The 24,416-nt window shown below is 72.6% G+C and carries 21 protein-coding genes; 13 read left to right on the top strand and 8 right to left on the bottom strand.

The window, feature by feature from the left end; all coding sequences use genetic code 11:
- Nucleotides 1-71 precede the first annotated feature (71 nt).
- From aceE to ACIBI5_RS01070, 3 genes are read left to right on the top strand one after another with little or no spacing between them, the layout of a single operon-like run.
- Complete coding sequence (gene aceE, locus ACIBI5_RS01060; RefSeq protein WP_397241893.1) at nucleotides 72-2,510, top strand: pyruvate dehydrogenase (acetyl-transferring), homodimeric type; 2,439 nt, start codon at nucleotides 72-74, stop codon at nucleotides 2,508-2,510.
- Nucleotides 2,511-2,562: 52 nt separating this feature from the next.
- The gene (locus ACIBI5_RS01065) at nucleotides 2,563-3,651 is read left to right on the top strand and encodes a PrsW family intramembrane metalloprotease (RefSeq protein WP_397241894.1); all 1,089 of its coding nucleotides are present in this window, start codon (nucleotides 2,563-2,565) and stop codon (nucleotides 3,649-3,651) included.
- Nucleotides 3,652-3,694: 43 nt separating this feature from the next.
- The gene (locus tag ACIBI5_RS01070) at nucleotides 3,695-4,318 is read left to right on the top strand and encodes a pyridoxamine 5'-phosphate oxidase family protein (RefSeq protein ID WP_397241895.1); all 624 of its coding nucleotides are present in this window, start codon (nucleotides 3,695-3,697) and stop codon (nucleotides 4,316-4,318) included.
- Here ACIBI5_RS01070 and ACIBI5_RS01075 read toward each other — a convergent pair whose 3' ends face one another.
- Complete coding sequence (locus ACIBI5_RS01075; RefSeq protein ID WP_184974622.1) at nucleotides 4,319-4,489, bottom strand: hypothetical protein; 171 nt, start codon at nucleotides 4,487-4,489, stop codon at nucleotides 4,319-4,321. It lies immediately after the preceding gene.
- 345 nt (nucleotides 4,490-4,834) lie between these two features.
- Between ACIBI5_RS01075 and ACIBI5_RS01080 the strand changes: the two genes are divergently transcribed.
- From ACIBI5_RS01080 to ACIBI5_RS01095, 4 genes are all read left to right on the top strand, one after another.
- Nucleotides 4,835-5,278 (top strand): hypothetical protein, encoded by a 444-nt coding sequence (locus ACIBI5_RS01080; RefSeq protein ID WP_397241896.1) that lies wholly within the window; start codon nucleotides 4,835-4,837, stop codon nucleotides 5,276-5,278.
- Nucleotides 5,279-5,506: 228 nt separating this feature from the next.
- Nucleotides 5,507-8,242, top strand: coding sequence for a hypothetical protein (locus ACIBI5_RS01085; RefSeq protein WP_397241897.1), 2,736 nt, complete (start codon nucleotides 5,507-5,509; stop codon nucleotides 8,240-8,242).
- Nucleotides 8,243-8,244: 2 nt separating this feature from the next.
- Nucleotides 8,245-9,330, top strand: coding sequence for an MFS transporter (locus ACIBI5_RS01090; RefSeq protein ID WP_397241898.1), 1,086 nt, complete (start codon nucleotides 8,245-8,247; stop codon nucleotides 9,328-9,330).
- Between the two features lie 82 nt (nucleotides 9,331-9,412).
- Nucleotides 9,413-9,658 carry a hypothetical protein gene (locus tag ACIBI5_RS01095; RefSeq protein WP_184974494.1) on the top strand — a complete coding sequence of 82 codons (246 nt, stop codon included), beginning with the start codon at nucleotides 9,413-9,415 and terminating at the stop codon, nucleotides 9,656-9,658.
- A gap of 5 nt (nucleotides 9,659-9,663) precedes the next feature.
- On the opposite strand, the gene ACIBI5_RS01100 is transcribed toward ACIBI5_RS01095, so the two are convergent.
- From ACIBI5_RS01100 to ACIBI5_RS01120, 5 genes are all read right to left on the bottom strand, one after another.
- Nucleotides 9,664-10,302, bottom strand: a complete 639-nt coding sequence (locus tag ACIBI5_RS01100; RefSeq protein WP_379609464.1) for a response regulator — start codon at nucleotides 10,300-10,302, stop codon at nucleotides 9,664-9,666.
- On the bottom strand, nucleotides 10,293-11,390 hold the full coding sequence (locus tag ACIBI5_RS01105; RefSeq protein WP_397241899.1) for a sensor histidine kinase: 1,098 nt from the start codon (nucleotides 11,388-11,390) through the stop codon (nucleotides 10,293-10,295). The genes ACIBI5_RS01100 and ACIBI5_RS01105 overlap by 10 nt, the downstream gene beginning before the upstream one ends.
- A gap of 11 nt (nucleotides 11,391-11,401) precedes the next feature.
- Nucleotides 11,402-12,178, bottom strand: coding sequence for an ABC transporter permease (locus ACIBI5_RS01110; RefSeq protein ID WP_397241900.1), 777 nt, complete (start codon nucleotides 12,176-12,178; stop codon nucleotides 11,402-11,404).
- Nucleotides 12,175-13,071, bottom strand: a complete 897-nt coding sequence (locus ACIBI5_RS01115) for an ATP-binding cassette domain-containing protein (RefSeq protein WP_397241901.1) — start codon at nucleotides 13,069-13,071, stop codon at nucleotides 12,175-12,177. The genes ACIBI5_RS01110 and ACIBI5_RS01115 overlap by 4 nt, the downstream gene beginning before the upstream one ends.
- Before the next feature lie 64 nt (nucleotides 13,072-13,135).
- Nucleotides 13,136-13,837 (bottom strand): sulfotransferase family protein, encoded by a 702-nt coding sequence (locus tag ACIBI5_RS01120; RefSeq protein WP_397241902.1) that lies wholly within the window; start codon nucleotides 13,835-13,837, stop codon nucleotides 13,136-13,138.
- Between the two features lie 181 nt (nucleotides 13,838-14,018).
- Here ACIBI5_RS01120 and ACIBI5_RS01125 point away from each other — a divergent pair, with 181 nt between their 5' ends.
- From ACIBI5_RS01125 to ACIBI5_RS01135, 3 genes are all read left to right on the top strand, one after another.
- The gene (locus ACIBI5_RS01125; RefSeq protein WP_397241903.1) at nucleotides 14,019-14,405 is read left to right on the top strand and encodes a hypothetical protein; all 387 of its coding nucleotides are present in this window, start codon (nucleotides 14,019-14,021) and stop codon (nucleotides 14,403-14,405) included.
- A gap of 97 nt (nucleotides 14,406-14,502) precedes the next feature.
- Nucleotides 14,503-15,906, top strand: coding sequence for a Si-specific NAD(P)(+) transhydrogenase (sthA, locus tag ACIBI5_RS01130; protein ID WP_397241904.1), 1,404 nt, complete (start codon nucleotides 14,503-14,505; stop codon nucleotides 15,904-15,906).
- A gap of 77 nt (nucleotides 15,907-15,983) precedes the next feature.
- On the top strand, nucleotides 15,984-16,916 hold the full coding sequence (locus ACIBI5_RS01135; RefSeq protein ID WP_397241906.1) for a DMT family transporter: 933 nt from the start codon (nucleotides 15,984-15,986) through the stop codon (nucleotides 16,914-16,916).
- A 4-nt stretch (nucleotides 16,917-16,920) separates the two neighbouring features.
- Here the strand turns inward: ACIBI5_RS01135 and ACIBI5_RS01140 are convergent, their stop codons facing one another.
- Both ACIBI5_RS01140 and ACIBI5_RS01145 read right to left on the bottom strand, forming a co-directional pair.
- Nucleotides 16,921-17,565 carry a DoxX family protein gene (locus tag ACIBI5_RS01140; protein WP_397241908.1) on the bottom strand — a complete coding sequence of 215 codons (645 nt, stop codon included), beginning with the start codon at nucleotides 17,563-17,565 and terminating at the stop codon, nucleotides 16,921-16,923.
- Nucleotides 17,566-17,612: 47 nt separating this feature from the next.
- Nucleotides 17,613-19,142: an MFS transporter gene (locus ACIBI5_RS01145; RefSeq protein WP_397241910.1), complete on the bottom strand. Its 1,530-nt coding sequence runs from the start codon at nucleotides 19,140-19,142 to the stop codon at nucleotides 17,613-17,615.
- Nucleotides 19,143-19,325: 183 nt separating this feature from the next.
- Here ACIBI5_RS01145 and ACIBI5_RS01150 point away from each other — a divergent pair, with 183 nt between their 5' ends.
- The 3 genes from ACIBI5_RS01150 to ACIBI5_RS01160 all read left to right on the top strand — a co-directional run bounded on the left by ACIBI5_RS01150 (nucleotide 19,326) and on the right by ACIBI5_RS01160 (nucleotide 24,342).
- Nucleotides 19,326-21,038, top strand: a complete 1,713-nt coding sequence (locus tag ACIBI5_RS01150; protein WP_397241912.1) for a tetratricopeptide repeat protein — start codon at nucleotides 19,326-19,328, stop codon at nucleotides 21,036-21,038.
- A 9-nt stretch (nucleotides 21,039-21,047) separates the two neighbouring features.
- The gene (locus ACIBI5_RS01155) at nucleotides 21,048-21,941 is read left to right on the top strand and encodes a haloalkane dehalogenase (RefSeq protein WP_397241914.1); all 894 of its coding nucleotides are present in this window, start codon (nucleotides 21,048-21,050) and stop codon (nucleotides 21,939-21,941) included.
- 64 nt (nucleotides 21,942-22,005) lie between these two features.
- A complete protein-coding gene (locus ACIBI5_RS01160) occupies nucleotides 22,006-24,342 on the top strand; it encodes an AAA family ATPase (RefSeq protein WP_397241916.1) in 2,337 nt (778 codons plus the stop codon).
- Nucleotides 24,343-24,416: the final 74 nt, after the last annotated feature.

Raw genomic sequence — 24,416 nt, forward strand, 5'->3', positions numbered from 1 at the left:
ACACAAGATTAAATCGCGAATCCAGTCACCCGAACACCCAATGATCGATCATTGGGTGTTTAATGGTAGGTATGGAGAAAGATCTGGATCCTCAGGAGACCGCCGAGTGGCTGGAGTCGCTCGACGCGGTCAGGCGGGCGGCCGGTCCCGAACGGGCCGACTACCTGCTGCGGAGGCTGGCCACGTCCTCCCGATACGTGAACACCGTGCCCACGGCCGAGGAACCGCCCTACCCGGGTGACCTGGAGCTGGAGGAGCGCATCGCGGCCTACGACCGCTGGAACGCCGCGGCCATGGTCAGCAGGGGCAGCAAACTGGGCCTGGGCGGGCACATGGCCACGTACGCCTCCGCGGCCTGGCTGTACGAGATCGGGTTCAACCATTTCTTCCACGGCACCGACGACCAGGTGTACTTCCAGGGACACGCCTCCCCGGGCATCTACGCCCGCGCCTTCCTCGAAGGCCGCCTGAGCGAGCAGCAGCTGGACGCCTTCCGGCGCGAGACCCGCGGCGGGCTGCCCTCCTACCCGCACCCGCGCGCCCTGCCGGACTTCTGGCAGTTCCCGACCGTCTCCATGGGCCTGGGCCCGCTCAACGCGGTCTACCAGGCCAGGTTCAACCGCTATCTCCACAACCGCGGCATCAAGGACACGAGCAACAGCCACGTCTGGGCCTTTCTCGGCGACGGCGAGATGGACGAGCCCGAGTCCACGGCGGCGCTCACCCTGGCCGCCCGCGAAGGGCTCGACAACCTCACCTTCGTGATCAACTGCAACCTCCAGCGCCTCGACGGCCCGGTACGCGGCAACACCCGCATCGTCCAGGAGCTGGAGAGCGTCTTCCGCGGCGCCGGCTGGCACGTGGTCAAGGCGCTGTGGGGCCAGGAGTGGGACGGCCTGCTCCACGACGACGAGCTGGTCGCCCGGCTGGGGGAGATCCCCGACGGCCAGTTCCAGACGTTCGCCGCCTCCGACGGCGCCTACATCCGCGAGCACCTGTTCCACGGGCTGCGCACGAGCGCGAGCGACGAGGAACTGCGGCGCGTCGTCGGCGGTTCCCGGGCCGGGCACGAGCCGCGCAAGGTGTACGCCGCCTACCGGCGGGCCACGTCCGTCAAGGGCGCGCCGACCGTCGTCCTGGTGCAGACGGTCAAGGGCTGGACGCTCGGCGCCGGGGTCGAGGCCCGCAACGCCAACCACCAGATGAAGAAGCTCACCCTGCCGGAGTTCCGGGAGATGGGCGAGCGGCTGGGCCTGCCGGTCCCGCCGCTGGAGGGCGAGTTCCCGCCGTTCCTCCACCCGGGCCCCGACTCGCCCGAGGTCAGGTACGCGCTGGAGCGCCGCGCGGCCCTCGGCGGCCCCATCCCCAAGCGCGCATACGTCCAGAAGAGTCTGGAACTGCCGGGCGACAAGCCGTTCCAGTCCCTGGCCAAGGGGTCCACGCAGCCGGTGGCCACCACGATGGCCTTCGTCCGCCTCGTCAAGGACCTGATGAGGGAACCGGAGACCGGCCGCCGCTGGGTGCCCATCGTGCCCGACGAGGCCAGGACGTTCGGCATGGAGTCGCTCTTCCCCACCGCGAAGATCTACTCGCCGCTCGGTCAGCGCTACGACTCCGTCGACCGGGAGCTCCTGCTGGCCTACAAGGAGTCGGAACAGGGCCAGATCCTCATCGAGGGCATCACCGAGGCCGGCTCGATGGCCTCCCTGACCGCCGCCGCCACCAGCTACGCCACCCACGGCGAGCCGATGATCCCGTTCTACATCTTCTACTCGATGTTCGGCTGGCAGCGGACCGGCGACCAGATGTGGGCGCTGGCCGACCAGCTCGGCCGTGGCTTCCTGGTCGGGGCCACGGCGGGCCGTACCACCATGACCGGGGAGGGACTCCAGCACGCCGACGGGCACTCGCACCTGCTGGCCTCGGCCAACCCGGCCGCGCTGTCCTACGACCCGGCCTTCGCCTACGAGGTGGGCGTGATCGTGCGCGACGGCCTGCGCCGCATGTACGGCCCCGCCCCCGAGAACGTCTTCTACTACCTCACCGTCTACAACGAGCCGCTGCCGCAGCCCGCCATGCCGGAGGGCGTCGAGGAAGGCATCGTCAAGGGCATCTACCGGTACTCCGACGGCGGCGGGCAGGCGCACATCCTGGCCAGCGGCACCGCCGTGCACTGGGCGCTGGCCGCGCAGAAGATGCTCGACGAGGAGTACGGCGTGGGCGCCGACGTCTGGTCGGTCACCTCCTGGAGTGAGCTGCGCAGGGAGGCGATGGCCACGGACGGCGTGCCGTACCTGAAGCGGGCCCTCGCCGGGACGGACGGGCCGGTGATCGCGGTGAGCGACTGGATGCGGGCGGTGCCCGACCAGATCGCGCCGTGGATCGAGCGCCCCTGGACCTCGCTGGGCACCGACGGCTTCGGCCTGTCCGACACCCGCGAGGCGGTGCGCGAGCATTTCGGCGTGGACCCGCGCTCCATCGCCGACGCCGTGCTCAAAGCGATCGAGTAAAGATTCAAGCGGCTGTCAAGCGGACGTTGACAGGACGGGGGCACAGTGAGGCATGGCTGTCGACCTCCGTCCCCCCGCCCTGGCGCCGCGGCCGAGCCTGCGGCTGCTGCTCGGTCTGGGGGTGTCCAGCGCGCTGGCCGCGCTCGTGCTCACCGTCCTGCTGCTCAGCGGCGGCCCCGTCGGGTGGGGCCTGTCGATGCTGCTCGCGCTGGCGCCGCTGCCGATCCTGCTGTCGGCGGTCCTCGGCCTGGACCGGCTGGAGCCGGAACCCCGGCTGTACCTGGGCTTCGCCTTCGCGTGGGGCGCGGGGGTGGCGATCGTGCTCGGGATCGCGCTCACGATGGCGGGCCAGGCGGTCGTCGCCGGGCTCGGCTACAGCGCGGGCGTCACCGACGACGTGGGAACGGTCGTGCTCGCGCCGGTGATCGAGGAGGCGCTGAAGGGCGCGGCGCTGCTGGCGCTGCTGCGCAGGCGGCGGGAGATCGACGGGCTGACCGACGGCATCATCTACGCGGGCATGGCCGGGCTCGGTTTCGCCGCCGTGGAGAACGTCGGCTACTACCTGGGCTCGTTCGGGCAGGGCGGGGTCGACGGGGCCGTGGCGACGTTCGTGCTGCGCGGGGTGATCTCACCGCTGGGGCATCCGGTCTACACCTCGCTGATCGGCATCGGGGTGGCGTACGCGGCGGTGCGGCGGCGCTACTGGGCGATCCCGCTGGGGTATCTGGGCGCGGTCTCGCTGCACATGCTCTGGAACGGCAGCGCCACCACCGGCTCCCTGCCCTTCTTCGGCCTCGCCTATCTGGTGATCATGGCGGTGCTCGTCATGCTGATCCTGGTCACGGTACGCGAGCGGCGGGCACTGGTGGCCAGGATGGGTGACGTGCTGCCCCGCTACCAGGGCACCGGCCTGCTCAGCCCGCAGGACCTCGGCATGCTGACCACGCTGAAGGCGCGCAAGCACGCGCGGGCGTGGGCGCAGAAGGCGGGGCTGGGCCGGGCGATGTCCGACTACCAGCAAGCGGCCACCGAACTGACCATGCTGCACGTGCGCGCCGAACGCGAGCGCATGGACCTGGACTCCTTCGCCGCCGAGCGCGACGCCCTCCTGGACGTGATGGCGCGGGCCCGCCGATGGTAGACCCCGTTGCCCGCTTCGCGAGCGGATGGTCAAGAATGGGCCAATGACCTGGATGGAGATCGAATCAGCCGAAGAACTCCGTGAACTGCTGGGCGAGGTGATGCCGAGAGCGGCGACCAAGGACCGCCCCCGACTGCACGCGCTCGACCGGGCATGGCTGGCGGCCTCGCCGTTCTGCCTGATCGCGACCTCGAGCGACGACGGCACCTGCGACGTGTCCCCGAAGGGGGACCCGGCGGGCTTCACCCATGTGATCGACGATTCCACGATCGCCATTCCCGACCGGCCCGGCAACCGCCGCGCCGACGGCTTCCTCAACATTCTGCGCAACCCGCAGGTCGGGCTGCTCTACATGATTCCCGGCAGAAACGAGACCCTGCGCATCAACGGCAGGGCGCGCCTGATCCGCGAGGCGCCGTTCTTCGACGAGATGATCGTCAAGGGCCACCGTCCCCACCTGGCGCTCGTGGTCGAGATCGAGCAGATCTTCCACCACTGCGCCAAGGCGTTCATGCGCTCGTCCCTGTGGAAGCCGGAGTCGTGGAGCCCCGACGAGCTGCCCTCGCACGCGCGGATCGTCAAGGACGTCCAGACGGTGACCGAGAGCGTCGAGCAGCTGGAGGCGTACTACAGCAAGGGCTACGCCGACAAGCTCTACAAGGTGTGATCACGCGGCGGGCGTCGGCCCGCCGGGGAAAAGGATCACATTACGGCCGCTGTAGGCACGAAGGTCGACGACCTTGGGGTCGGCGACCACGGGCCCGCGGCGGCCGCCCGAACGGATGTCGCGGACCTTGTGCCTGGCGATACGCGGCGGCACCACCATTAGCCTCTTCATCCTCAAGCCCCCCGGCGTGATGTTTCTGTTACCTATGTTATCTACAGAACCACCCGTAAGTTGGTCGTAAGGACCACAATCAGTAAGGAAGTCGTCGCCCTGACGGGGTGCGCAGGTCCAGCTCAGGGCGTTTCTTGGTCGATGGCTTGATCTTCCTGACGCGTCGCATGGTCTGCCCCCTCTCGCTTCCACGGTCACCCGGCCCGGTTGCCGCCGGGTTGGCAGGCAGTTGCAACCTAACCGCCACCTGCTGCCGCTCACAACGCATTTCTCCTGGACCTTCCGTTACGCAACCGGGTGGTGACCGGGGAACGGCCTTGGAACTGGGCGGGCATCTTCATCTGCATGAACACCAGAACGATCATCACGGCCGCCCTCGCCGCCGGCGCGCTCGGCGCCCTCGCCCTCTTCCCCGGTACGGCTTCCGCCGCCAAGGACAAGTGCGCCTTCGACCCGAACCGGGTCGAGTACTCCGACAATTCCAAGGTCGCCAAGCGGCAGCACCGTACCTACTGCAAGCACGACCTCATCGGCCGCGACGGGGCCCTGACCGCCAAGGGCCGCGCCTGGAACGACCTCAGGACCGGCGCCACCCCGCCGGCCAGGACCGAGGAGCAGGCCGGCACGCAGCTCTACCGCTACCACAAGCTCGGCCTCTGGAACCCCGACAAGGTCGACTACGCCGGCGGCGCGGCCCGCGCGCTCCAGCAGTTCAAGAACTGGCACTCCAGGGAGTACCTCGACGTCAACGGTGGCTGGAACAAGCGCGGGAAGGCCCGCTTCCGCTGATCACGCGCAGCGCCTTCTCCGGCGCCGGCACGCGCCGGTGGATCTCCTCTGCCGGCGCGGGCCGGGTCGCCCCGGCACCGCGCTCACCCGGCCGGCGCGACGACGTCATCGCGCGCCGTGCCCACTCCGTCCGGCGCCGGCGGGGCGGCGGCGGGGAGCCGGGGTAGCGCCGAAAAGCAGGTGTTTTCCGGACATGTGATCCCTACCGTGGAAAGCGGAGGGAGGATCATGACACGGCTGGCCTTTGGCGTGGTGACCCACCCGGGCCTGCTGGTCCGGGTGCTCGACCCCGCGCGTCCACGACAGGGCGCGGCGGTCGTCGTGGGGCCCGAGGGACGAGACCCGGCTCCCGCACTGACGGAACTGCGGCGGCTCGTGGCCGCCGGCGGCGAGGACGCCGCCGGGGCAGGGGTGGACCTGGGCGACGGGTTCCGCTCCGCGCGGCTGGCCGGGGCCGCAGGTGACCGCCGGGACGCCGTCCTCGCCGCCCTGCGTGCGCTCGGGCCCGAGCGGGCGCACCTGCTCGGGGAGCGCGCGGGGGTGCTGGTGGCGCTGTTCGGTCCCGCCGCCACCAAGCCGGTCGGCGCCGCGGCCGCCGCGGCCGTCGCCGAGGGCCGCTGGGACGCGCTCACCCTGGCCTCGGCGGCCAGCGACATCCTGGGCCCGGAGCAACTGGAAGCCCTTCTGGGCGCGTGCTCCGGATCCGACGGGATCGCCGGGCGGGGACGGGCGTCGCGGCTGGCCGTACATCTGGGACAGATCTTCGCGGACGTGCCACGGCCCCGCAGGACGGCGCCGCTCATGGACCTGTGGGAGCGGGTCGCCGCGCACCACGCGGCCGGCGCGCGGCGGGCGGCCAGGCTGGCGGTGCACGGGAAGATCGGCCGGGAGAACGAGCTGCGCGAGCTCTACCGGCGCGGCGCCGACGAGCTGATCGTGCGCCGCCTCGGGATGACCATGGGCTGGACGCCGTCGCTGGCCGACGCCGCACGCTGGACGCCGGGCCCCACCGACTGGGCGGTCATGCTGCAGACGGCCCTGGAGGACGCGATGGCCGCGACCGTCCTGCTGCGTACCGCGGTGGCCGTGGCCGACCTCGGGACCCGGGCGGGCCTGGCGAGCATGACCGCGCAGCTGAACGCGGCCGCCGGAACGGTGCAGGGCTCGCGCCGCCTGTCCGGGCAGGCGGGGCTGCCGCCGCGGCCCGGCTTCTACGTCCGCGACCTGGCCGGCCGGCCGGACCGCCCCGACCTGGCCCACCAGCGGCTGGCCAGGGCCCGCGACTACGGCGTCGTCGTGCTGAACGCGGCCGAGGGACTGCTGATCGACATCCCCGAGCACGTCCATCAGGACCTGCGGCACTGGACCGGCCGCGACCTGAGCGCCTGGCGCGCCGCGGTGCCCTTGAGCGGGGCCCGCTCTCCCCGCACCTGGGCCCAGCCGGTCCTGTGCGGCGGCGCCGAGCCGCTCTCCGCCCGGTCCGCTCAGGACGGCGGGTCCGAGGTGGTGGGCGACCTGCTCTGGCTGGCCGACCTGGCCGACGCCCTCGCCGCCGCGCACGGCCACGACGCCGCCGCGATCGCGCACGGGCCGATCGTCCCTCATGCCGACTGGGACCCCGAGCCCGCCGAGCCCGCGCCGCTGGTGCCCCGGGTGGAGTCCGTCGCGCTCGCCCTGGCGGGCGCGGCGCGGCTCGTGTCGCTGGGCGGGCGGGTCTCGCGCTGCCGTACCTGGGCGGAGCTGGTCGACGGCCTGCTCGCCGGTACGGCTGTCGCCGAGGCCCTGACCGGCGTCTTCCCGCTGCCCGATGAACTGGCCCGGCTGGAGGGCGCCCGGGTGCCCGGCACCACGGTCACGGTCCGCTGGGCGCGCGACCCGCGGGCCACGGCCGAGTGGGCCGCCTACATGGGCAACTGCATCGCCGGGCCGTACTACCTGGAGGAGGCGTCGGCGGGACGCGCCGTGCTGGCCGCGCTCGTCGACAGCGACGGACAGATCACGGCCAACGTGGAGATCAGGCCCGAACGGCACGGGTGGCGCGTGGGGGAGATCAGGGCCAGGTTCAACGCCGACCCGGAGGTGGAGCTGGAGCGCCGGGTACGGGCGTGGGCGGGGCGGCTGCCGATGCCGTCGGCACGGCTGCCGCAGCGCGCGCCCCGGCCGGTCAAAGGGCCCGGACGGCGGCCTGGACGGTTGTTCCGCGAGGCCGGGGAGCCCCTGACGGCCCTGGCCGAGCGGGCTCTCGCCGATGCGCTGCCCGCGTTGTCCGCGCTCGTCAAGGGTTTCGTGCTCGGTGCGGGCACCGAGGCCGGACTGGTGGCTCTGCGGCGGGCCGGCCGGGAGGAGATGGCACGGGCGTGCGGCGGCGCGCTGGACACGTTCGGCGCAGCCGGGCTCTGGGCGCTGACCGGCGTCCGGCCGATGAGCAGGGCGATCGGCGGGCTGGAGCCCGCGCTGGCCGCCCGGGTGGCGCCGCTGGCCAGGGACGAGCCGGTGCTGGGTTCGCTGCGCAAGCTGGCCAGGCACGCGGCGATCGCCCAGGCCAGGACGGCCGAGCTGGTGGCGCTCCGGCTGCGGCGGGCGCTGGGCGAACTGGCCGGCGCCGGTGACACGCGGCTGGCTCGCGCGATGGCCCGCCGTCCCGGCACCGGAGTGCTGTGCGCGCTGACCACCGCCGTCACCTGCTGGGGGCCCGCTGACGGCCTGGTGGCGGTGGCGCGCCCGGCGGCCGTGGAGATCCCCGGATACCCCGCCTCCAGCCTGGCCGACGAGGACGGCCCCTGGCACGGCGCCCGCTCCGGCGCCCTGGAACTCGGCGCCGACCTCGACGCCTTCTGGGACCGGATCGCCGCCCACGGCCTGCTCGCCCCGGCCGCCTGGCTGGGAAGAGGAGGCTGGCCCGTCCTGTGGCAACGCGCGTGCGAGGGCGAAAGCGGCCGGGCCGTGGTGTGGCAGCATCGGTAGGCGTGCCGCTCATCCTGGTCTGCGCTGTGTGGGGGGTGTTCTGGGGCTCGTGGGCGGCGTTGCTTCCGGCGATCAAGGAACAGCTCGCGATCTCCACGGCCGATCTCGGGCTCGCGCTGAGCGGGGTCCCGGTGGGCGCGATCCCCGCGATGGCCCTGGCCGGACGCCTGGCCAGGGGCAGGGAGCGCGCCGGGCTCACCACCGCCACGGCACTGTTCGGCCTGAGCATCCTGGTGGTCGCCTGGGCGGCCGGCGGCTCGCCGTACCTGCTGGCGGGGGCTTTGCTGCTGCTCGGGGCGGCCAGCGGCGCGCTGGACGTCACGCTGAACCTCGCCACCGGGCGGGCGGAGCGGCAGAGCGGGCGCAGGCTGTTCCAGCCGGTGTACGCCGCCTTCCCGCTGGCCGTCATCGTGGCCGCGCCCGCCACCGGCCTGGCCAGGGAGCTCGGCGCCGGCCCGGGACCCGCGCTGGTCGCCGTCGCGGTGGTGGCGCTCGGCGCGGCGTTCGCGCCGCTCTCCCTTCCCCTGGGCCCGCCCGCCGGTACGGCGAGCCGCACCACCACGCCATGGCGCCGGGCGGCACTCCTGGGCGCCCTGGCCGCCTGCGTGCTGATCATCGAGAACGCGGTCGAGCAGTGGTCCGCCCTGCTCCTGGAGGACCACCTGGGCGCCACCGCCCTGCTGTCCGGCTCCGCCCCCGCCGTCTACATGGCCGCCCTGACCGTGGGACGCCTGCTGGCCCAGGCCTGGCCGAGGCTCGGCACCCGTGCGCTGCTGGCCGTCGCCGGTCTGGGCGGCGGCGCCGGCATCGTCCTGGCCGCTCTCGCGACCTCGCCCGCCTGGGCGCTGGCCGGCTTCGCGCTGACCGGCCTGGCGCTCGGCCCGCCGGTCCCCGCCCTGCTGAGCCGCGCGGCGGCCGACGACCCGGGCGGCTCGCTGGTGGCCGCGATCTCCACCATCTCCTACGCGGGCTTCGTGGCCAGCCCGCTCCTGGTCGGCGCCCTGTCCGCGGCGGCCGGCCTGCCGGTGGCGCTGGCGTCGCTGGCCCTGCTCGCCGTTCCTCTGCTCGTGGCCGCCGCCCGGCGGTGAAGAATATGGGGCGCCGTTGGGGAAAAGGCGGGGGAGAAGGGGGTATTTCCGCCACGCATCGATCAACGAGAGGAGCACGGCCATGGCTGCCTGCGAGACCTGCGGCAACGACTACGACATGAGCTTCGAGGTGCACGCGCAGGGCGCGGTGCACACGTTCGACTCCTTCCAGTGCGCCATCCAGGCGATGGCGCCCATCTGCGAGCACTGCGGCGCGCGGGTGATCGGCCACGGCGTCCAGGTGGACCGCGCCTGGTACTGCTGTGCCCACTGCGCCCGCCAGGAAGGCGCCACCGGCATCGTCGACCGCGCCGACGCCTACGTCTAGGCGCTCTAGTCGTCCAGGTAGCGCAGGATGGCCAGCACGCGGCGGTTGTAGTCGGCGTGCTGCGGCAGCTCCAGCTTGTCGAAGATCGCGTTGACGTGCTTCTCCACCGTGCTGAGCGAGACGTGCAGCCGCTCGGCGACCGCCGTGTTGGCCAGGCCCTGCGCCAGGTGCTCCAGAACCTGGCGCTCGCGCGCGCTCAGCCGGGCCAGCGGGTCGGCGTGGGAGGTACGGGCCAGCAACTGCCTGACCACCTCGGGATCCAGGACGGTCCCGCCCGCCCGCACCCGCTCCAGCGCGTCCAGGAACTCCCCGACCTCCGAGACCCGGTCCTTCAGCAGGTAGCCGACGCCGGTGCCGGACAGCAGCCGGGCCGCGTAGGTCTTCTCCACGTACTGCGACAGGACCAGCACGCCGACCTCGGGCCGGCGCGAACGGATCTCCAGCGCCGCCCGCAGGCCCTCGTCGGTGTGGGTGGGCGGCATCCGCACGTCCACCACAGCCACCTCCGGCCGATGCTCCTCGACCGCCGCCAGCAGGGCCCCGGCGTCGCCGACCGCCGCCGCCACCTCGTGTCCGGCGTCCTCCAGCAGCCTGATCAGTCCCTCGCGCAGCAGGACCGCGTCGTCGGCCAGGATCAGCCGCACGGCAGCACCGCCCGCACGGTCGTCCCGTCGGAGCCGCTGACCACCTCGAAGCTGCCGTCGAGCGCCCGCACCCGCCTGGCCAGCCCGGACAGACCGCCGCCCGCCGGGTCGGCGCCGCCCGCGCCGTCGTCGGAGACCGTCATCACCACCATCGCCTCACCTTCCTCGCGCAGATCGACCAGGATGTCACGGGCGTGCGCGTGCTTGACGGCGTTGGTGATGGCTTCGCGGGCCACGAAGTACAGGGCGGTCTCCACCTCGGAGACGGGGCGGGCGCGCAGGCCGTACCGGACGGTGACGGGGACGCCCGCGCGCTCGGCGACTCCGTCGAGCGCGGCCCTCAGCCCGAGCTCGTCGAGCGCGGTGGGGTAGACGCGCCAGGCGACGCTGCGCAGCTCGTCGAGGAGCCTGCGCGACTCGGCGTAGGCCTGGTCGACGAGTTCCGGCGCGGCGGCGGGGCTGTGGCGGGCGCGGCCGAGCAGCATGGCCAGCGCCACGCCGTGCTGCTGCACGCCGTCGTGCAGGTCCCGCTCGATCCTGCGCCGCTCGTCGTCGACGGCGCGCACGATGCCGAGCCTGGTGTCGGTGAGCTCGGCGATGCGCCGCCGCATCAACTCCTCCGGTCCGGGCCCGAGGAAGAGTACGGCCAGCCGCCGCTCCGCCCACGCGACCAGCTCCACCGCGCCGGCGGCCAGCGCGAGCACGACCAGGCCGCCGCTCAGCCCGATCGTCCAGCTCAGCGTCTGCAGGTGCAGGCCGGGGAAGGACAGCGAGACCACGTCGAAGCGGCCGGTGATCAGCGACCACACCGAGCCGGCCAGGAACAGCCCGGCGACGAAGAGCAGCGCGAACACCGCGTATCCGCCGGTGACGCCGAGCAGCGACCGCAGCGCGAGGTAGGGGTAGGAGGGCGACCGCGGGGCGCTGTCCAGGCCGAGCCAGGCCAGCCGGCGGTGTTCGAGCCGCATGACCGCCGGGCCCCACCGCCGCCGGGCGGGCCAGGCGACGGCCAGCAGAGCGAGTTCGAGCAGGCCGGACAGCAGCCCGGCGAGCACGCCGGCCAGCCTCTTCCCGATGACTCCCGCCACGGCAGCGCAGTCTAGGCGTCGCGCCGGCGGAGGACGACGTACCCGGCGGCCAGGGCCGCCGCCGTCCACACCAGCAGCCACGCCAGCCCTTCACCCGGCGCGTACGGCATCGGCCCGCCCGTCATGTTCTCCACGCTCTCCATGAACGCCAGCCCCGCGAACATCGGCAGCCGCATCGAGGCGTCGATCAGCGCCGGCGCGCCGGTCATCATGATCAGCAGCGGCAGCCCCATCATCAGCAGGAACACTACGGTCAGCGTCCCCGCCGCGCTGCGCAGCGCCGCACCGGCGCCGACGGTCAGCACGCCCACCAGCGCGCAGAACGCCCCCAGCCTGACCAGGTCACCCGCCGTCTCACCGGCCGCCAGCGTGACCGGCACCCCGAACGGCTCCATCCGCAGCAGGACGTACGTCAGCACCGCCCCCACGGCCCCGCTCACCACCCCGGTGACGAACATCACCGGCGCCACCACCAGCGCCTTCGCCGCCAGCAGCCGCCCCCTGACCGGCGTCGCCTGCAGCGCCACCCTGATCCCGCCGGAGGAGTACTCCGAGGTCACCACCAGCATCGCCAGCGCCACCATCGCGAACTGGGCGAAGATCGCCGCCGACACGACCGGCTCCGTGGCGGCCAGCCGTTCCGTGCGCGGCTGCCCGTTGTGCGAGCCCAGCGCCGCGGCCACCGTGACCGAGGCCAGCACCATCATCGCCGCCGCCCCCATCAGGCACCACCAGGTCGAACGGACCGACCACAACTTGACCCACTCGGCGGAGATCGCCCGTCTCATACCCGGCTCCCGTACTCGGTGCTGTCCGCGGTCAGTTCGTGGAAGGCCTGCTCCAGCGAGGCCTCCTGAGCGCTCAGCTCGTGCAGCCTGATGCCGGCCTCGTGGGCCAGATCGCCGATCCGCTCGGTCGTCGCGCCGGTGGCCACGAGCTGGCTCTCGCCCGTCCTGGACACCTCGACGCCGGCGGCGCGCAGCCGTACCGCGAGATCTCCGGCGTGCGGGGAGCGGATCCGCACCGCGCCCGCCGCGACCACCTCGCTCAGCGGCGCGTCCACGATCAGTTTCCCGCGCCCGATCACCACCAGGTGGTCGGCGGTCAGCTGCATCTCGCTCATCAGATGGCTGGAGACGAAGACCGTCCTGCCCTCGTCGGCCAGGCCGCGCATCAGCCGCCTGATCCAGCGCACGCCGTCCGGGTCGAGCCCGTTGACCGGCTCGTCGAACATCAGCACCGCCGGGTCGCCCAGCAGCGCGGCCGCGATCCCGAGGCGCTGGCTCATGCCCAGCGACAGCGCGCCCGCGCGCCGCCCCGCCGCGCGGTCCATCCCGACGGTCTCCAGCACCTCGCCGACCCGGGCCCGGCCGATGCCGTTGCTGCGGGCCAGCGCCAGCAGATGCGCCCGCGCCGAGCGCCCCGGATGCACCGCGCGCGCGTCCAGGAGCGCGCCGACCGTCCGCAGCGGGTTCTCGATCCTGTGGTACGGCCGGCCGCCCACGAGCGCCGTGCCCGCGTCCGGCCGGTCGAGTCCGAGGATCATGCGCATCGTGGTCGATTTCCCGGCGCCGTTCGGGCCCAGGAACCCGGTCACGGCGCCGGGCCGTACCTCCAGGGTGAGGTCGTCGACCGCGGTGCGCGCGCCGTAGCGCTTGGTCAGCCCGCGTAGTGTGATCATGCGTCAACGCTAGGGAAAGCCCAGGTGAGAGGCCATGGGGGCGGACCGTCGAGTCCGATGGGGGTTAACCGCCAGTGAACGGCGAGCTCACCACTCCCTCCGTCGTCAGCCGCGCCAGCATGGCCCGCATCGCGTCGGCGTCGTTGAGATGCGGGAACGGCTCGTCCGGCACCTCGGCCCCCAGGAACGCGCACAGCGGCTCCCAGCCCTCGCGCACGTCGAAGACCAGCAGCCGCTCCGGCGCGATCGTGCGCCTGACGGTCTCGGTGTGCAGCTCGAAGAACTCCGTGGCCACCTCGACCGGCGGCATGTCGTGGGCCATCGCGAACTCCGGCCCGAACGCGGCCCGCCCGATCATGTCCAGCACGGGGTTCAGGCGGCGCATCCCGCCGAGGACCTCCTCGGCGGCGGGCGGCAGGCCGGTGGCGGCCAGCATCCTGGGGCCGTTGGAGATCAGCGCCTGCATGCTGGTGCGCCAGCGCGCCGGGTCGCGTACGGTCAGCACGACCTTGGCGTCGGGGTAGGCCTCGGCCTGTTCCCGCCAGAAGTGGCTGGCCGGCCAGTCCATGGCCGAGCGGTAGCCCGCGAGGACGTGGTCCCAGTCGAGCGCGCGCCCCTCGGCCGCGGGCAGCCAGCGGTCCACGTGGTCCGGGTGGGTGAGGATCTCGAACATGTGGTAGCAGGGACCGAAGCCCAGCCGTTCCAGTGCGGCCTTCATCGAAGAGGTTCCCGTGCGCGGGAAGCCCGCGCCGATCACGTTCAGCATGTCGCCGTCTCCTCTGCCGGAAGATGTGCCTCTGATCATCGATACGTGCCGGACGAATATCTGTCTACGAGTGCATGACTAACTGGAGAATTCTCCCGTTAGGACCTGTTGTCACGGACGAGACGTTGGCCAAGATCGCTGCGAGGGCGGTGGAAACCTCACCGCTCCCGATCGAAGGGCAATGATGAAGAACCTCCTCAAGACCGCCGTGGTGGGCGTCACCGTTGCTGCGGCCACCTTCGCTCTCGCCCAGCCCGCGCTGGCCAACTCCTTCTCCAGGAACGTGGGCGACGGCACCGTCAGCTACAACGACGGCACCGACAGCCTCTGCGTCGCGGCGTTCAACTCCGAGGGCGCCCGCTGGGTGAAGGTCAAGCTCGTCCCGCTCTCCCGCCCCGGGCCCTCGCCGACGATCACCGACAACAACAACTTCTACGGTCACCCGGGCAGCACCTGCGGCAGCTTGGCCACGGCCTACGAGGACACCCGCTACCGCGCGGACATCACCTCCTACTGGGGCGAGCGCGGCACCACCGTCACCCACAGCTCCACCACCTTCTACAGCTGATCGCCGCCGGCTTCCCGGCCCGCGCCGCCGCGCGGGCCGGGAAACGGCCGGCAGGGGGCTGGTGACCGGCGCGGAGGGGAACCGTACTGTGGGTCGTGTGACCGACTTTGACGTGCTTGTCATAGGTTCCGGGCCTGGCGGGCAGAAGGCGGCCATCGCGGCCGCCAAGCTGGAGAAGCGGGTCGCCGTCGTAGAGCGGCGCAACATGATCGGCGGCGTGTGCATCAACACCGGCACGATCCCCTCCAAGACACTGCGCGAGGCGGTGCTCTACCTCACCGGGCTCAACCAGCGCGAGATGTACGGCCAGTCCTACCGGGTCAAGGACGATGTCACGGTCGCGGACCTGGGCATCAGGACCCAGCACGTGATCGGCCGCGAGGTCGACGTGATCCGCAGCCAGCTCTCCCGCAACCACGTCGCGGTGCTGACGGGCTCGGCGCGGTTCGTGGACCCCTACACGGTGGACGTCATCGACGAGCAGGGGCGTGACGTCAAGGTCAGCGCCGCGAAGATCATCATCGCCACGGGCACCCGCCCCGCGCGCCCCGAGTCCGTGGAGTTCGACGAAGAGACGATCATCGACTCCGACGGCATCCTGAACCTGCCCGCCGTCCCCGACTCGCTGGTCGTGGTGGGCGCCGGGGTGATCGGCATCGAGTACGCCTCGATGTTCGCCGCGCTCGGCACCAAGGTCACCGTGGTCGAACGGCGCGAGCGCATGCTGGACTTCTGCGACCTGGAGATCGTCGAGGCGCTCAAGTACCACCTGCGCGACCTGGCCGTCACCTTCCGCTTCGGCGAGACCGTCGCCGCCGTCGAGAAGCGGCCACGCGGGGCGATCACGCTGCTGGAGAGCGGCAAGAAGATCCCGGCCGAGACCGTCATGTACTCCGCCGGCCGCCACGGCATGACCGACGAGCTGGGCCTGGACGCCGCGGGGCTGGCGGCCGACGACCGCGGGCGCATCTCGGTGGACTCCTGCTACCGCACCGCCGTACCGCACATCTACGCCGTCGGCGACGTGATCGGCTTCCCGTCGCTGGCCGCCACGTCGATGGAGCAGGGCCGCATCGCCGCCCACCACGCGTGCGGGGAGCCGTTGCGCGGGCTGTCGTCGCAGCAGCCGATCGGGATCTACACGATCCCCGAGGTGAGCTTCATCGGGCAGACCGAGGACGAGCTGACCCGCTCCCACGTCCCGTTCGAGGTGGGCATCTCCCGCTACCGGGAGCTGGCCAGAGGCCAGATCATCGGCGACACCTACGGCATGCTCAAGCTCCTGATCTCGCCCGAGGACCGGTCCCTGCTGGGCGTGCACGTCTTCGGCACCGGCGCCACCGAGCTGCTGCACATCGGCCAGGCCGTCATGGGCTGCGGCGGCACCGTCGACTACCTCGTGGACGCGGTCTTCAACTATCCGACGCTGGCCGAGTCGTACAAGGTCGCCGCGCTCGACGCGGTCAACAAGCTCAGAAGGGTCGCGAAGTTCGAGCTCTGAGATAGGGAGATATCCCTACGTACCCCGAGGAAAAGCCCGCTACGCTCCTGCCCGATCCATCAGACCGGGAGGGACCGATGCGGCGCTGGCTGCCCGCCTACCTCGTGCTGGCGCTCGTCTGGGGCAACAGCTTCTTCTTCATCAAAGTCGCCGTCGGCGAAATGCACCCGCTGCAGGTGTCGTTCACCCGCATGGTGATCGGCGCGGCCACGCTGCTGGCCGCCCTGGCGATCAGCCGCAAGGCGCTGCCGCGCGACCCGCGGCTCTGGGGGCACTTCCAGGTGGCCTCGGTCGTGCTGACGACGCTGCCGTTCACGCTTTTCGCCTGGGGCGAGCAGTACGTCTCCTCCGTCGTGGCCGCCATCTGGAACGCCACCACACCCCTGTGCACGCTCGCCTTCACGCTGCTGCTGCGGGCGGAGAAGCCGACCGCGAGCCGGGTGGCGGGACTCGGGCTCGGGTTCGCCGGGGTCATGGTGGTGCTCGGCGTCTGGCAGCCGATGGCCGGCGGGCAGCTCGGGGGCAGCCTCGCCTGCTTCGCCGCCGCGCTCTGCTACGGCGTCGGCGGCGCGTACATGGGCCGGTTCATCACCGGGCGGCGTACCGAGGCGCCCGTGGTGCTGGCCACGGGCCAACTGCTCAGCGGGGCCGTGCAGCTCGGCGTGATCACCCTCGTCGCCGGAGTGCCGCTGGTGGACACCACGGTCTCGGCCGGGGTGTGGTGGAGCATGCTCGCGCTCGGCGGGCTCGGGACCGGCGTGGCCTACCTGCTCTTGTACTGGGTGCAGGGGCAGGCGGGCGTGACGACCACCTCGACGGTGACCTATCTGCTGCCCGTCGTCGCGGCCCTGTCCGGGGTGGTGATCCTGGGCGAGGCGCTGACCTGGAACCAGCCGGTCGGCGCCGTGGTCATCCTGGTGGCCATCGCGCTGACCCAGGGGGCGATCCGGCTGGGGCGACGCCCGGCCGTACCCCTGGACGGGCCCGTGAAGACCCGCGCGGACGCCTGAGCGCTCACTCCTCCGGGGGCTTGCGCCCGCGCGCGGCGGGCGGCTTCTTGCGCCCGGCCACGAGCGTGTCGCCGGGCGCCGGCTCGTCCGTGCCCCCGTTACGGCGGCGCGGACGGGGATGCGGTGCGGTGTCCTCGGAGGCGCCGGGTGGTTCCGCGGCCGGCTCCTTCTCGGCAGGGGCGGCGAGCTCCGGCGCGGACGGCTCCCGCAACGAGGCGATGACCTGGTCGGCCTCGTTGTCGGCGGCGAACTCCGAGGCCGCCTCCGACTCCCGGCGCCTGATGACCACCATGTGGTCCACGGAGATGCGCCCGGCGCCCACGACGGCCAGCAGGATCGCGGCGGCGCCCAGGGCGATGAGCTCGTTGGTGGTGACGGGGTTGAGCGGCGGCGCGATCAGGAAGACGGCCAATGCCTCGACGAAGAGGATCAGCCCGGTGACCGGCACGGCCAGCCCGGCGATGAGCAGCGCGCCGCCGATGAGCTCGGTGAGCATGGTGACGGTGGCCCAGGCTCCGGGCGCGGGCGCGCCCTGCCTGGAGAAAGCCTCGCCCGTGGCCAGCAGCCCGACCTGCAGCTTGCTCCAGCCATTGGCGAAGAAGAGGCCGCCCACGCCGACGCGGGCCACTAAAGCGGCTATATCTCGCATTGCCTGTCTCACGGTAGATGCCTGCCCTGAACGGGACATCACACACCTCAATCGCGGCGAAGCAGCGTGGCCACCGCGAGGGCGGTCAGGCTGAGGAGGACCACGCTGACCACGACCGTCGTGTGCAGCGCGTTGACGAAGGCCCAGCGCGCGGCGCCGAGCAACTCGCGTCCGGCGTCGCCGCCAACCTGGTCGGCGACGTGGGCCGCGCCCGCCAGCGACTGCCTGGCCTGGTCCATGCCGCCTTCCGGCACACCGGGTACGGCCGGCAACGCGGGAGAGTAGGCGAGGGTGGTGACGGTGCCCAGCACGGCCACGCCGAGTCCCGCGCCGAGCTCGTAGGCGGTCTCCTCGATGGCCGCCGCCCCGCCCGCCCGCGACTCGGGGCAGGCGGACATGATCGTGTCGGAGGCCGCGAGCAGCGCCACCTGCACGCCGAACCCGATGCCGACGAAGCAGAGCGCGAGCATCACGGGATGCCCCTCGACGCCCCAGGTCAGCGTGGGCGTCAGAGAGAGCGCCACCAGCGCGAGGCCGCCGCTCATGGTGGCCCGCATGCCGATCCTCGGCAGGATGTGCGCGGCGGCCAGCCCGCCGGAGATCGCGGAGACGACCAGCGGCAGCATGCGCACGGCGGCCTGCAGCGGACTGTCTCCGAGCACGAGCTGCAGGTACTGGGCCAGCATCAGCTGGAGCCCGACCAGGGCGAAGACGCCGAGCAGCACCCCGGCGACCCCGGTGGTGAACTCCCGGCGGCGAAACAGCCCGACGTCGAGCAGCGGCGCGGCCAGCCTGCTCTGCCGCCTGACGAACCACACCAGCAGCGCCACGCCCGCCGAGAAGACCAGCAGGGCGGCGCCGAACGGCATCAGGCCGCCCGAACCCGCCTCCTTGAGCCCGAAGGCCAGCGCCAGGATGCCGAACACGGACAGGGCGGCGCTGAGCGCGTCCCAGCGGCGCCCGCCGCGCTCGCGCGACTCCGGCAGCAGGCGGGTCGCCGCGGGCAGCAGCACGAGCAGGATGGGCACGTTGATCAGGAAGACCGCGCCCCACCACCAGCCGACCAGCACGCCGCCGACGAGCGGGCCGACCGCGGCGCCTCCGGCGGCCACCGCGCTCCAGACGCCCAGCGCGACGGCGCGCTCACGCCGGTCGGTGAAGACCTGGCGGATGATCGAGAGCGTGGCCGGCATGATCATGGCCCCGCCGACGCCGAGCAGCGCGCGGGCCGCGATGAGCATGGCGGGGGTGGTCGCGGCCGAGGCCAGCGCGGAGGCCACGCCGAAGATCACGAACCCGGTCAGCACCAGCCGCTTGCGTCCGTAGCGGTCGCCGAGCGTGCCGAACAGGATGAGCAGCGGGGCCACGATGAGGGAGTAGACGTCGATGATCCACAGCAGCTGCACGGCCGAGGGCTCCAGCGCGGCCGTCAGCGCGGGCACCGCGATGTGGAGCACCGTGGCGTCCACGGTGATCAGCAACAGGCTCAGGCACAGCAGCACCAGCACGGCCCAGCGGTTGTCGTTTCCGACCCGCTGGGCCCGTTTCATGATGGGCGCGGCCTGGGTGACGGTCATGGAACCCCCTGCGGGCCGCCTCGGTCGCAACGGGCCCGCGTAAGCATGCGTGGCAGCTTAGGCGATGTGCGGCACTTGGCATAGCGGTATCGGATGATCCACACCTCACCCCCACCTCTCTAGAGAGATACAGCCATATGTCCCGATCTATGAAAGTTCTACCAACCCACCGATCATGACCCTGTGGGGAAAGACGAAACGGGCGACGACCCTGATCGATCCCCGCGCGAATGGTGCGCCCTGTCCGCGGCCCGGCTGCGCGACGGCCGCCCGGAGTCCGCGCTCGAAGCCGCCCAGAAGGCCGCGGGACTCGACCCCGACGCCGAATGGGCCCACCGCCTGATCAGCCTCGCCGAGGAACGGCTCGGCCGCGACGCCGAGGCCCTCGCGCACGCCGAGCACGCCGTACGGCTGGCCCCCGGATCCTGGCCGGCCCGCCTGCGCCTGTCCGCCGCCCAGCGCCGCGCCCCCGGCGGCTGGGAGCAGGCGGTCCGCCAGGCGGAGCTGGCCCGCGCCTTCGCCCCCGAAGAACTGACCCCGCACCTCCAGCTCGGCGACCTGGCCCTGATCCGCGGCGAGCACCGCCGGGCCAGGACCGCCTACGCCGCCGCTCTGGAGCGTGACATCGCCCACCCGCAGACCCGCGTCAACCTCGGCCTCGCCTGGCTGCGCTGGGACAGCCCACGCGCCCACCACGACCCCGCCTGGCCGCTCGACCCGCGCGAGAGCGGCCGCGCCCGGCGGGCCCTGGAAGTGTGGTCGCGCCAGACCCGCCTGCTCCTCGCCGTGGCCACGCTCGCCATCGCCTTCGCCGCCCTGAGCCTCGACCTGGGGCCGCAGGCCCGGCTGGGCGGCGCCGCCGTCCTGGTGGCCGTGGCCGTGCTGACGGTGCGGCAGGCGCGCAGGATCGGCGTGTGGGCCCACGTGCCGGCCATGTTCGGCCGCGCGCCCTGGCTGGGCACGTCGGTGGTGTCGGCTCTGGTGGCGGTGGCCGCGTTCGCCGCCTGGCTGGTGCTGCCCGCGTTCACCTCCGCGCTCGACCCGGTCTGGGCGGGACTGACCGGCATCCTCGTGCTCGGCTGGCCCGCCCTGGCCGTCCTGCACGGGCTCGGCGGCGTCTGGCGGGGGCGGCCGCTGCGGGCGCTGGAGGAGTTCGCGATGGCCCGCGGGGAGCGCGAGGGGCGGCGGAACACCGGGGTCGTGCTGTGGATCGTTCTCGGCCGGGTCTGGTCGGTTCTGGTGCCGCTGGTCCTCGGGGCGCTCGTGCTGGAGCCCCGGGCGGCGGTGGTGGCGCTGGCGGTGCCGTACCCGCTGATGGAGGCCTACCGCAAGGCCCGCCACGGCGAGGACCGGTGGCTACTCGCGGCGGCGCTGCTGGTCGTGGTGGCGGCGCCGGCGTGCGCGGCCGGGGGAGTGTTCGCGCTGGCCTGGGCATGGTGGGCGGGCCTGGGCGCGCTCGGCGCGGTCCTGGCGCTCTTCGCGCTGCGCGGCGCGCGCGCCTGGTGGCGCGGCGCGCCGGGCCCGTGGCGGGCCTCCCTGATCATGTGCGAGCCGCTGCTCGGCGACGCCCCGTCGGTGGCCCTTTCTCCCGAGGTACGGCAGGCCTTCGCCTATGCCAGATCCGTGGTGCTCTCCTACACCGGCCCGGTCGGCCCCCGCGTCGTGGGCGCGGTCGCCTCCGTGACCAGGGCCGGCGAACTGCGCCTGATCGCCGAGCCGCAGGCCTGGACCGCGGTCGAGGACTGCCCCAGGGTGGCGGTGTTCGCCGCCGACCCGCTGCAGCGCCGGTTCTGGGTGGAGGTACGCGGCATCGCCCTGGCCGGCTCCGACGCGCTGCGGGTGACGCCGAGCCACGTTCTGGTCGGGGAGTTCCCCGGGCGCCACCAGCGCCGCTAACGTCGGGAGATGGATCTGCTGCGCACCCCCGAAGCGCGCTTCGCGAACGTGCCGGACTTCCCCTGCGAACCGCGCTACGCCGAGGTGGACGGCATCCGCATGGCCTGGTACGAGGCGGGCCCGCCCGACGCGGAACCGGTCGTGCTGCTGCACGGCGAGCCGAGCTGGTCCTTCCTCTACCGCCACGTCATGCGCGAACTGGCCGCCGCCGGGCTGCGCGCCATCGCCGCCGACCTGGTCGGCTTCGGCCGCTCCGACAAGCCGGCCGACCCCGCCGACCACTCCTACGCCCGCCACGTCGAGTGGACCCGCCGCCTCCTGCTGGACGAGCTCGGCCTGACCGGCATCACCATGGTCGGCCAGGACTGGGGCGGGCTGATCGGGCTGCGCGTCGTCGCCGAGCATCCCGAGCGCTTCGCCAGGATCGTCGCCGCCAACACGGGCTTGCCGACCGGTGACATTCCCATGCCCGAGGTCTGGCACCGTTTCAAGGACGCCGTCACGACCGCGCCCGTGCTCGACATCGCCAGATTCGTCCAGTCCGGGTGCGCGAGCGAACTTTCGCCGGCCGTCCGCGACGCCTACGACGCGCCCTTCCCCGACGAGAACCACAAGTCCGGTCCGCGTGCCCTGCCCGGCTTGGTCCCCGACACGCCCGAAGATCCGGCCGCGCCCGCCAACCGCGCTGCCTGGCAGATCCTCACCACGCTCGGCCTGCCGTTCCTCGTCGCCTTCTCCGACGGCGACCCCATCACCGGCGGCATGGCGCCCATCCTGAAGAGGACCATGGCCCTGGCCGCCGGGCTGGAGCATCCCGTGATCGCCGGGGCCGGGCACTTCCTCCAGGAGGACGCGGGGGCGGAGCTGGGCCGGTGCATCGCCGCATTCGTCACCGCCACCTAGCGTGTCAGGTGCGCCCAATCGTCGGTCCGGTGCGGTATAACCGGGGTCGGACCGGGGAGGCGTGATGCGGGAGTCCGACAGGACCCGGCCGGCGGGCAGAGCCGCCGCACGGGATCTGTTCGAGCAGGTGAGGTTGCGGTATTTCCAGCTTCCCCCGGCCGTGCGCCGGGTGCTCTACATCGGCGTGCTCGTCGCCGCCGTGGGCATCGCCGCGGCGCTGGGCTGGGATCTGTTCCAGACCTTCCTGGTGACGGTGGCGCTGCTGGCGTTCACGGCTCTGACGTTGCGCTTCCCACGCGCCGCCGCCACCGCGCTGGTGGCGGTGGGCTGGCTGGCGTTGCTGCCGGTCTACTCGACGATGGTGTTCGAGCCTCGCTCGGCCGCGCCCATGCTCCTCATGGTGCTGGTGGTGCCGGTGGTCGGCATCGCCCATCTCATTCGCTGGGTGCCGCCGTGGCTCACCACGCTCATGGCGCTCGTGCCCGCCGGTTCTCTGGCCGCCGCGCTCGCCCCGGTCTCCGAGAGCGTGGCCCTGTGGGCGGCCTACGGCGCCGCCGGCGCGGTCCTGCTCTACCGCTTCGTCGCGGCCCGCCAGGCCAAGGCCCAGCTGACCTCCGAGGAGCAGGTGCGCGTCCGGGGCCGCGACGGCAGGCAGGAGGCGCAGCCGGAACGCGGCGCCCCGCAGAAGCCGATCTCGGTCGAGGAGGCGCTCGCCGAGCTGGAGAGCATGATCGGGCTGTCGCCGGTCAAGGACCAGGTCCGCTCGATCGCCGCCTCCATCGAGGCCTCCAGGCTGCGCGCCGAGGCGGGCTACTCGGCCGAGCGGCCCACCCGCCACTTCGTCTTCGTCGGCCCGCCCGGCACCGGCAAGACCAGCGTCGCCCGCACCCTCGCCAAGATCTTCTACGCGTTCGGCCTGCTGGAGACGCCGCAGGTGGTCGAGGCGCAGCGGGCCGACCTGGTCGGCGAGTTCCTGGGCGCGACCGCGATCAAGACCAACGAGCTGGTCGACCGGGCGCTGGGCGGGGTGCTGTTCATCGACGAGGCCTACAGCCTGATCAACTCCTCCGACGGCCAGCCCGACCGCTTCGGCGCGGAGGCGGTGCAGACCCTGCTCAAGCGGGCCGAGGACGACCGGGAACGGCTGATCATCATCCTGGCCGGCTACGAGCAGGAGATGGCCGGCTTCCTGGCCTCCAACCCGGGCCTGGCCAGCCGCTTCGCCACCCGCGTGCGCTTCCCCAGCTACTCGCCGGCCGAGCTGGCCGAGATCACCGAGCTGCTCCAGGGCCGCCGCGGCGACCGCATGGGGCTGGGCGCGCCCGCCGCGCTGCTCGGCCTGTTCGAGGACGTCCAGCGCCGCGGCCTGGTCGACGAGCTGGGCAACGCGCGCTTCGTGCGCAGCCTGGTCGAGGCGGCCGCCCAGGCCCGCGACGTGCGCGTGGTCGGCGCCGGCGGCACCCCCACCACCGAGGACCTCGTCACCACCACCACGGCCGACCTCACCAAGGCCTTCGACGAGCTGACCGCCCGCTTCCGCGGCTACGAGGCCACGCCCACGCTGGAGGAGGCGCTCGGCGACCTCGACCGCATGGCCGGCCTGGAGCCGGTCAAGCGCCAGGTCCACGCGATCGCCGCCCAGCTCCAGGTGGCCAGGATGCGCCAGGAGCGCGGGCTGCCCACGCCGCCGCAGACCCGGCACTTCGTCTTCGCGGGCCCGCCCGGGACCGGCAAGACCACCGTGGCCCGCGTCATCGGCCGCATCTTCGCCGCGCTCGGCCTGCTGGCCAGGCCCGACGTCGTCGAAGCCCACCGCGCCGACCTGGTCGGCCAGCACCTCGGCGCGACCGCGATCAAGACCAACGAGCTGGTCGACCGGGCGCTGGGCGGGGTGCTGTTCATCGACGAGGCCTACAGCCTGGTCAACCCCGGCTACTCCGGTGGCGACGCCTTCGGCAACGAGGCCGTGCAGACGCTGCTCAAGCGGGCCGAGGACGACCGCGACCGGATCGTCATCGTGCTGGCCGGCTACCAGCGCGAGATGGACGCCTTCCTGGCCACCAACCCCGGCCTGGCCAGCCGCTTCAACCAGCGCGTGGCCTTCCCCAGCTACAGCCCCGGCGAGCTGTCGGAGATCGCCGCCCTGCTGGCCGACAAGGCCGGCGACCGCTTCGACGAGGCGGCCCTGCGCGACCTCGACGAGGTGTTCGCCTGGGTGTGCGGGGAGAAGCTCATCGACGGTCTCGGCAACGGCCGCTTCGCCCGCTCGCTGTTCGAGCGGGCGGCGCTCCGGCGCGACGTGCGCCTGGCCGCGCTGGGCGTCGACGCCAGCTCCGCCGAACTCACCACTATCACCAGCGAGGATGTCCGGGCAGCGGTGGACGAACTATCCGGACGCTAACGTAACTCCTCTTTGACACTTGGCTGCGGCCTCTCCGTTACATGGTGTAGCACTATGACTACGGAGGGGAGGTG

Origin of the sequence: Nonomuraea sp. NPDC050540 (assembly GCF_044457485.1) — a bacterium.
Taxonomy (GTDB): Bacteria; Actinomycetota; Actinomycetes; order Streptosporangiales; family Streptosporangiaceae; genus Nonomuraea.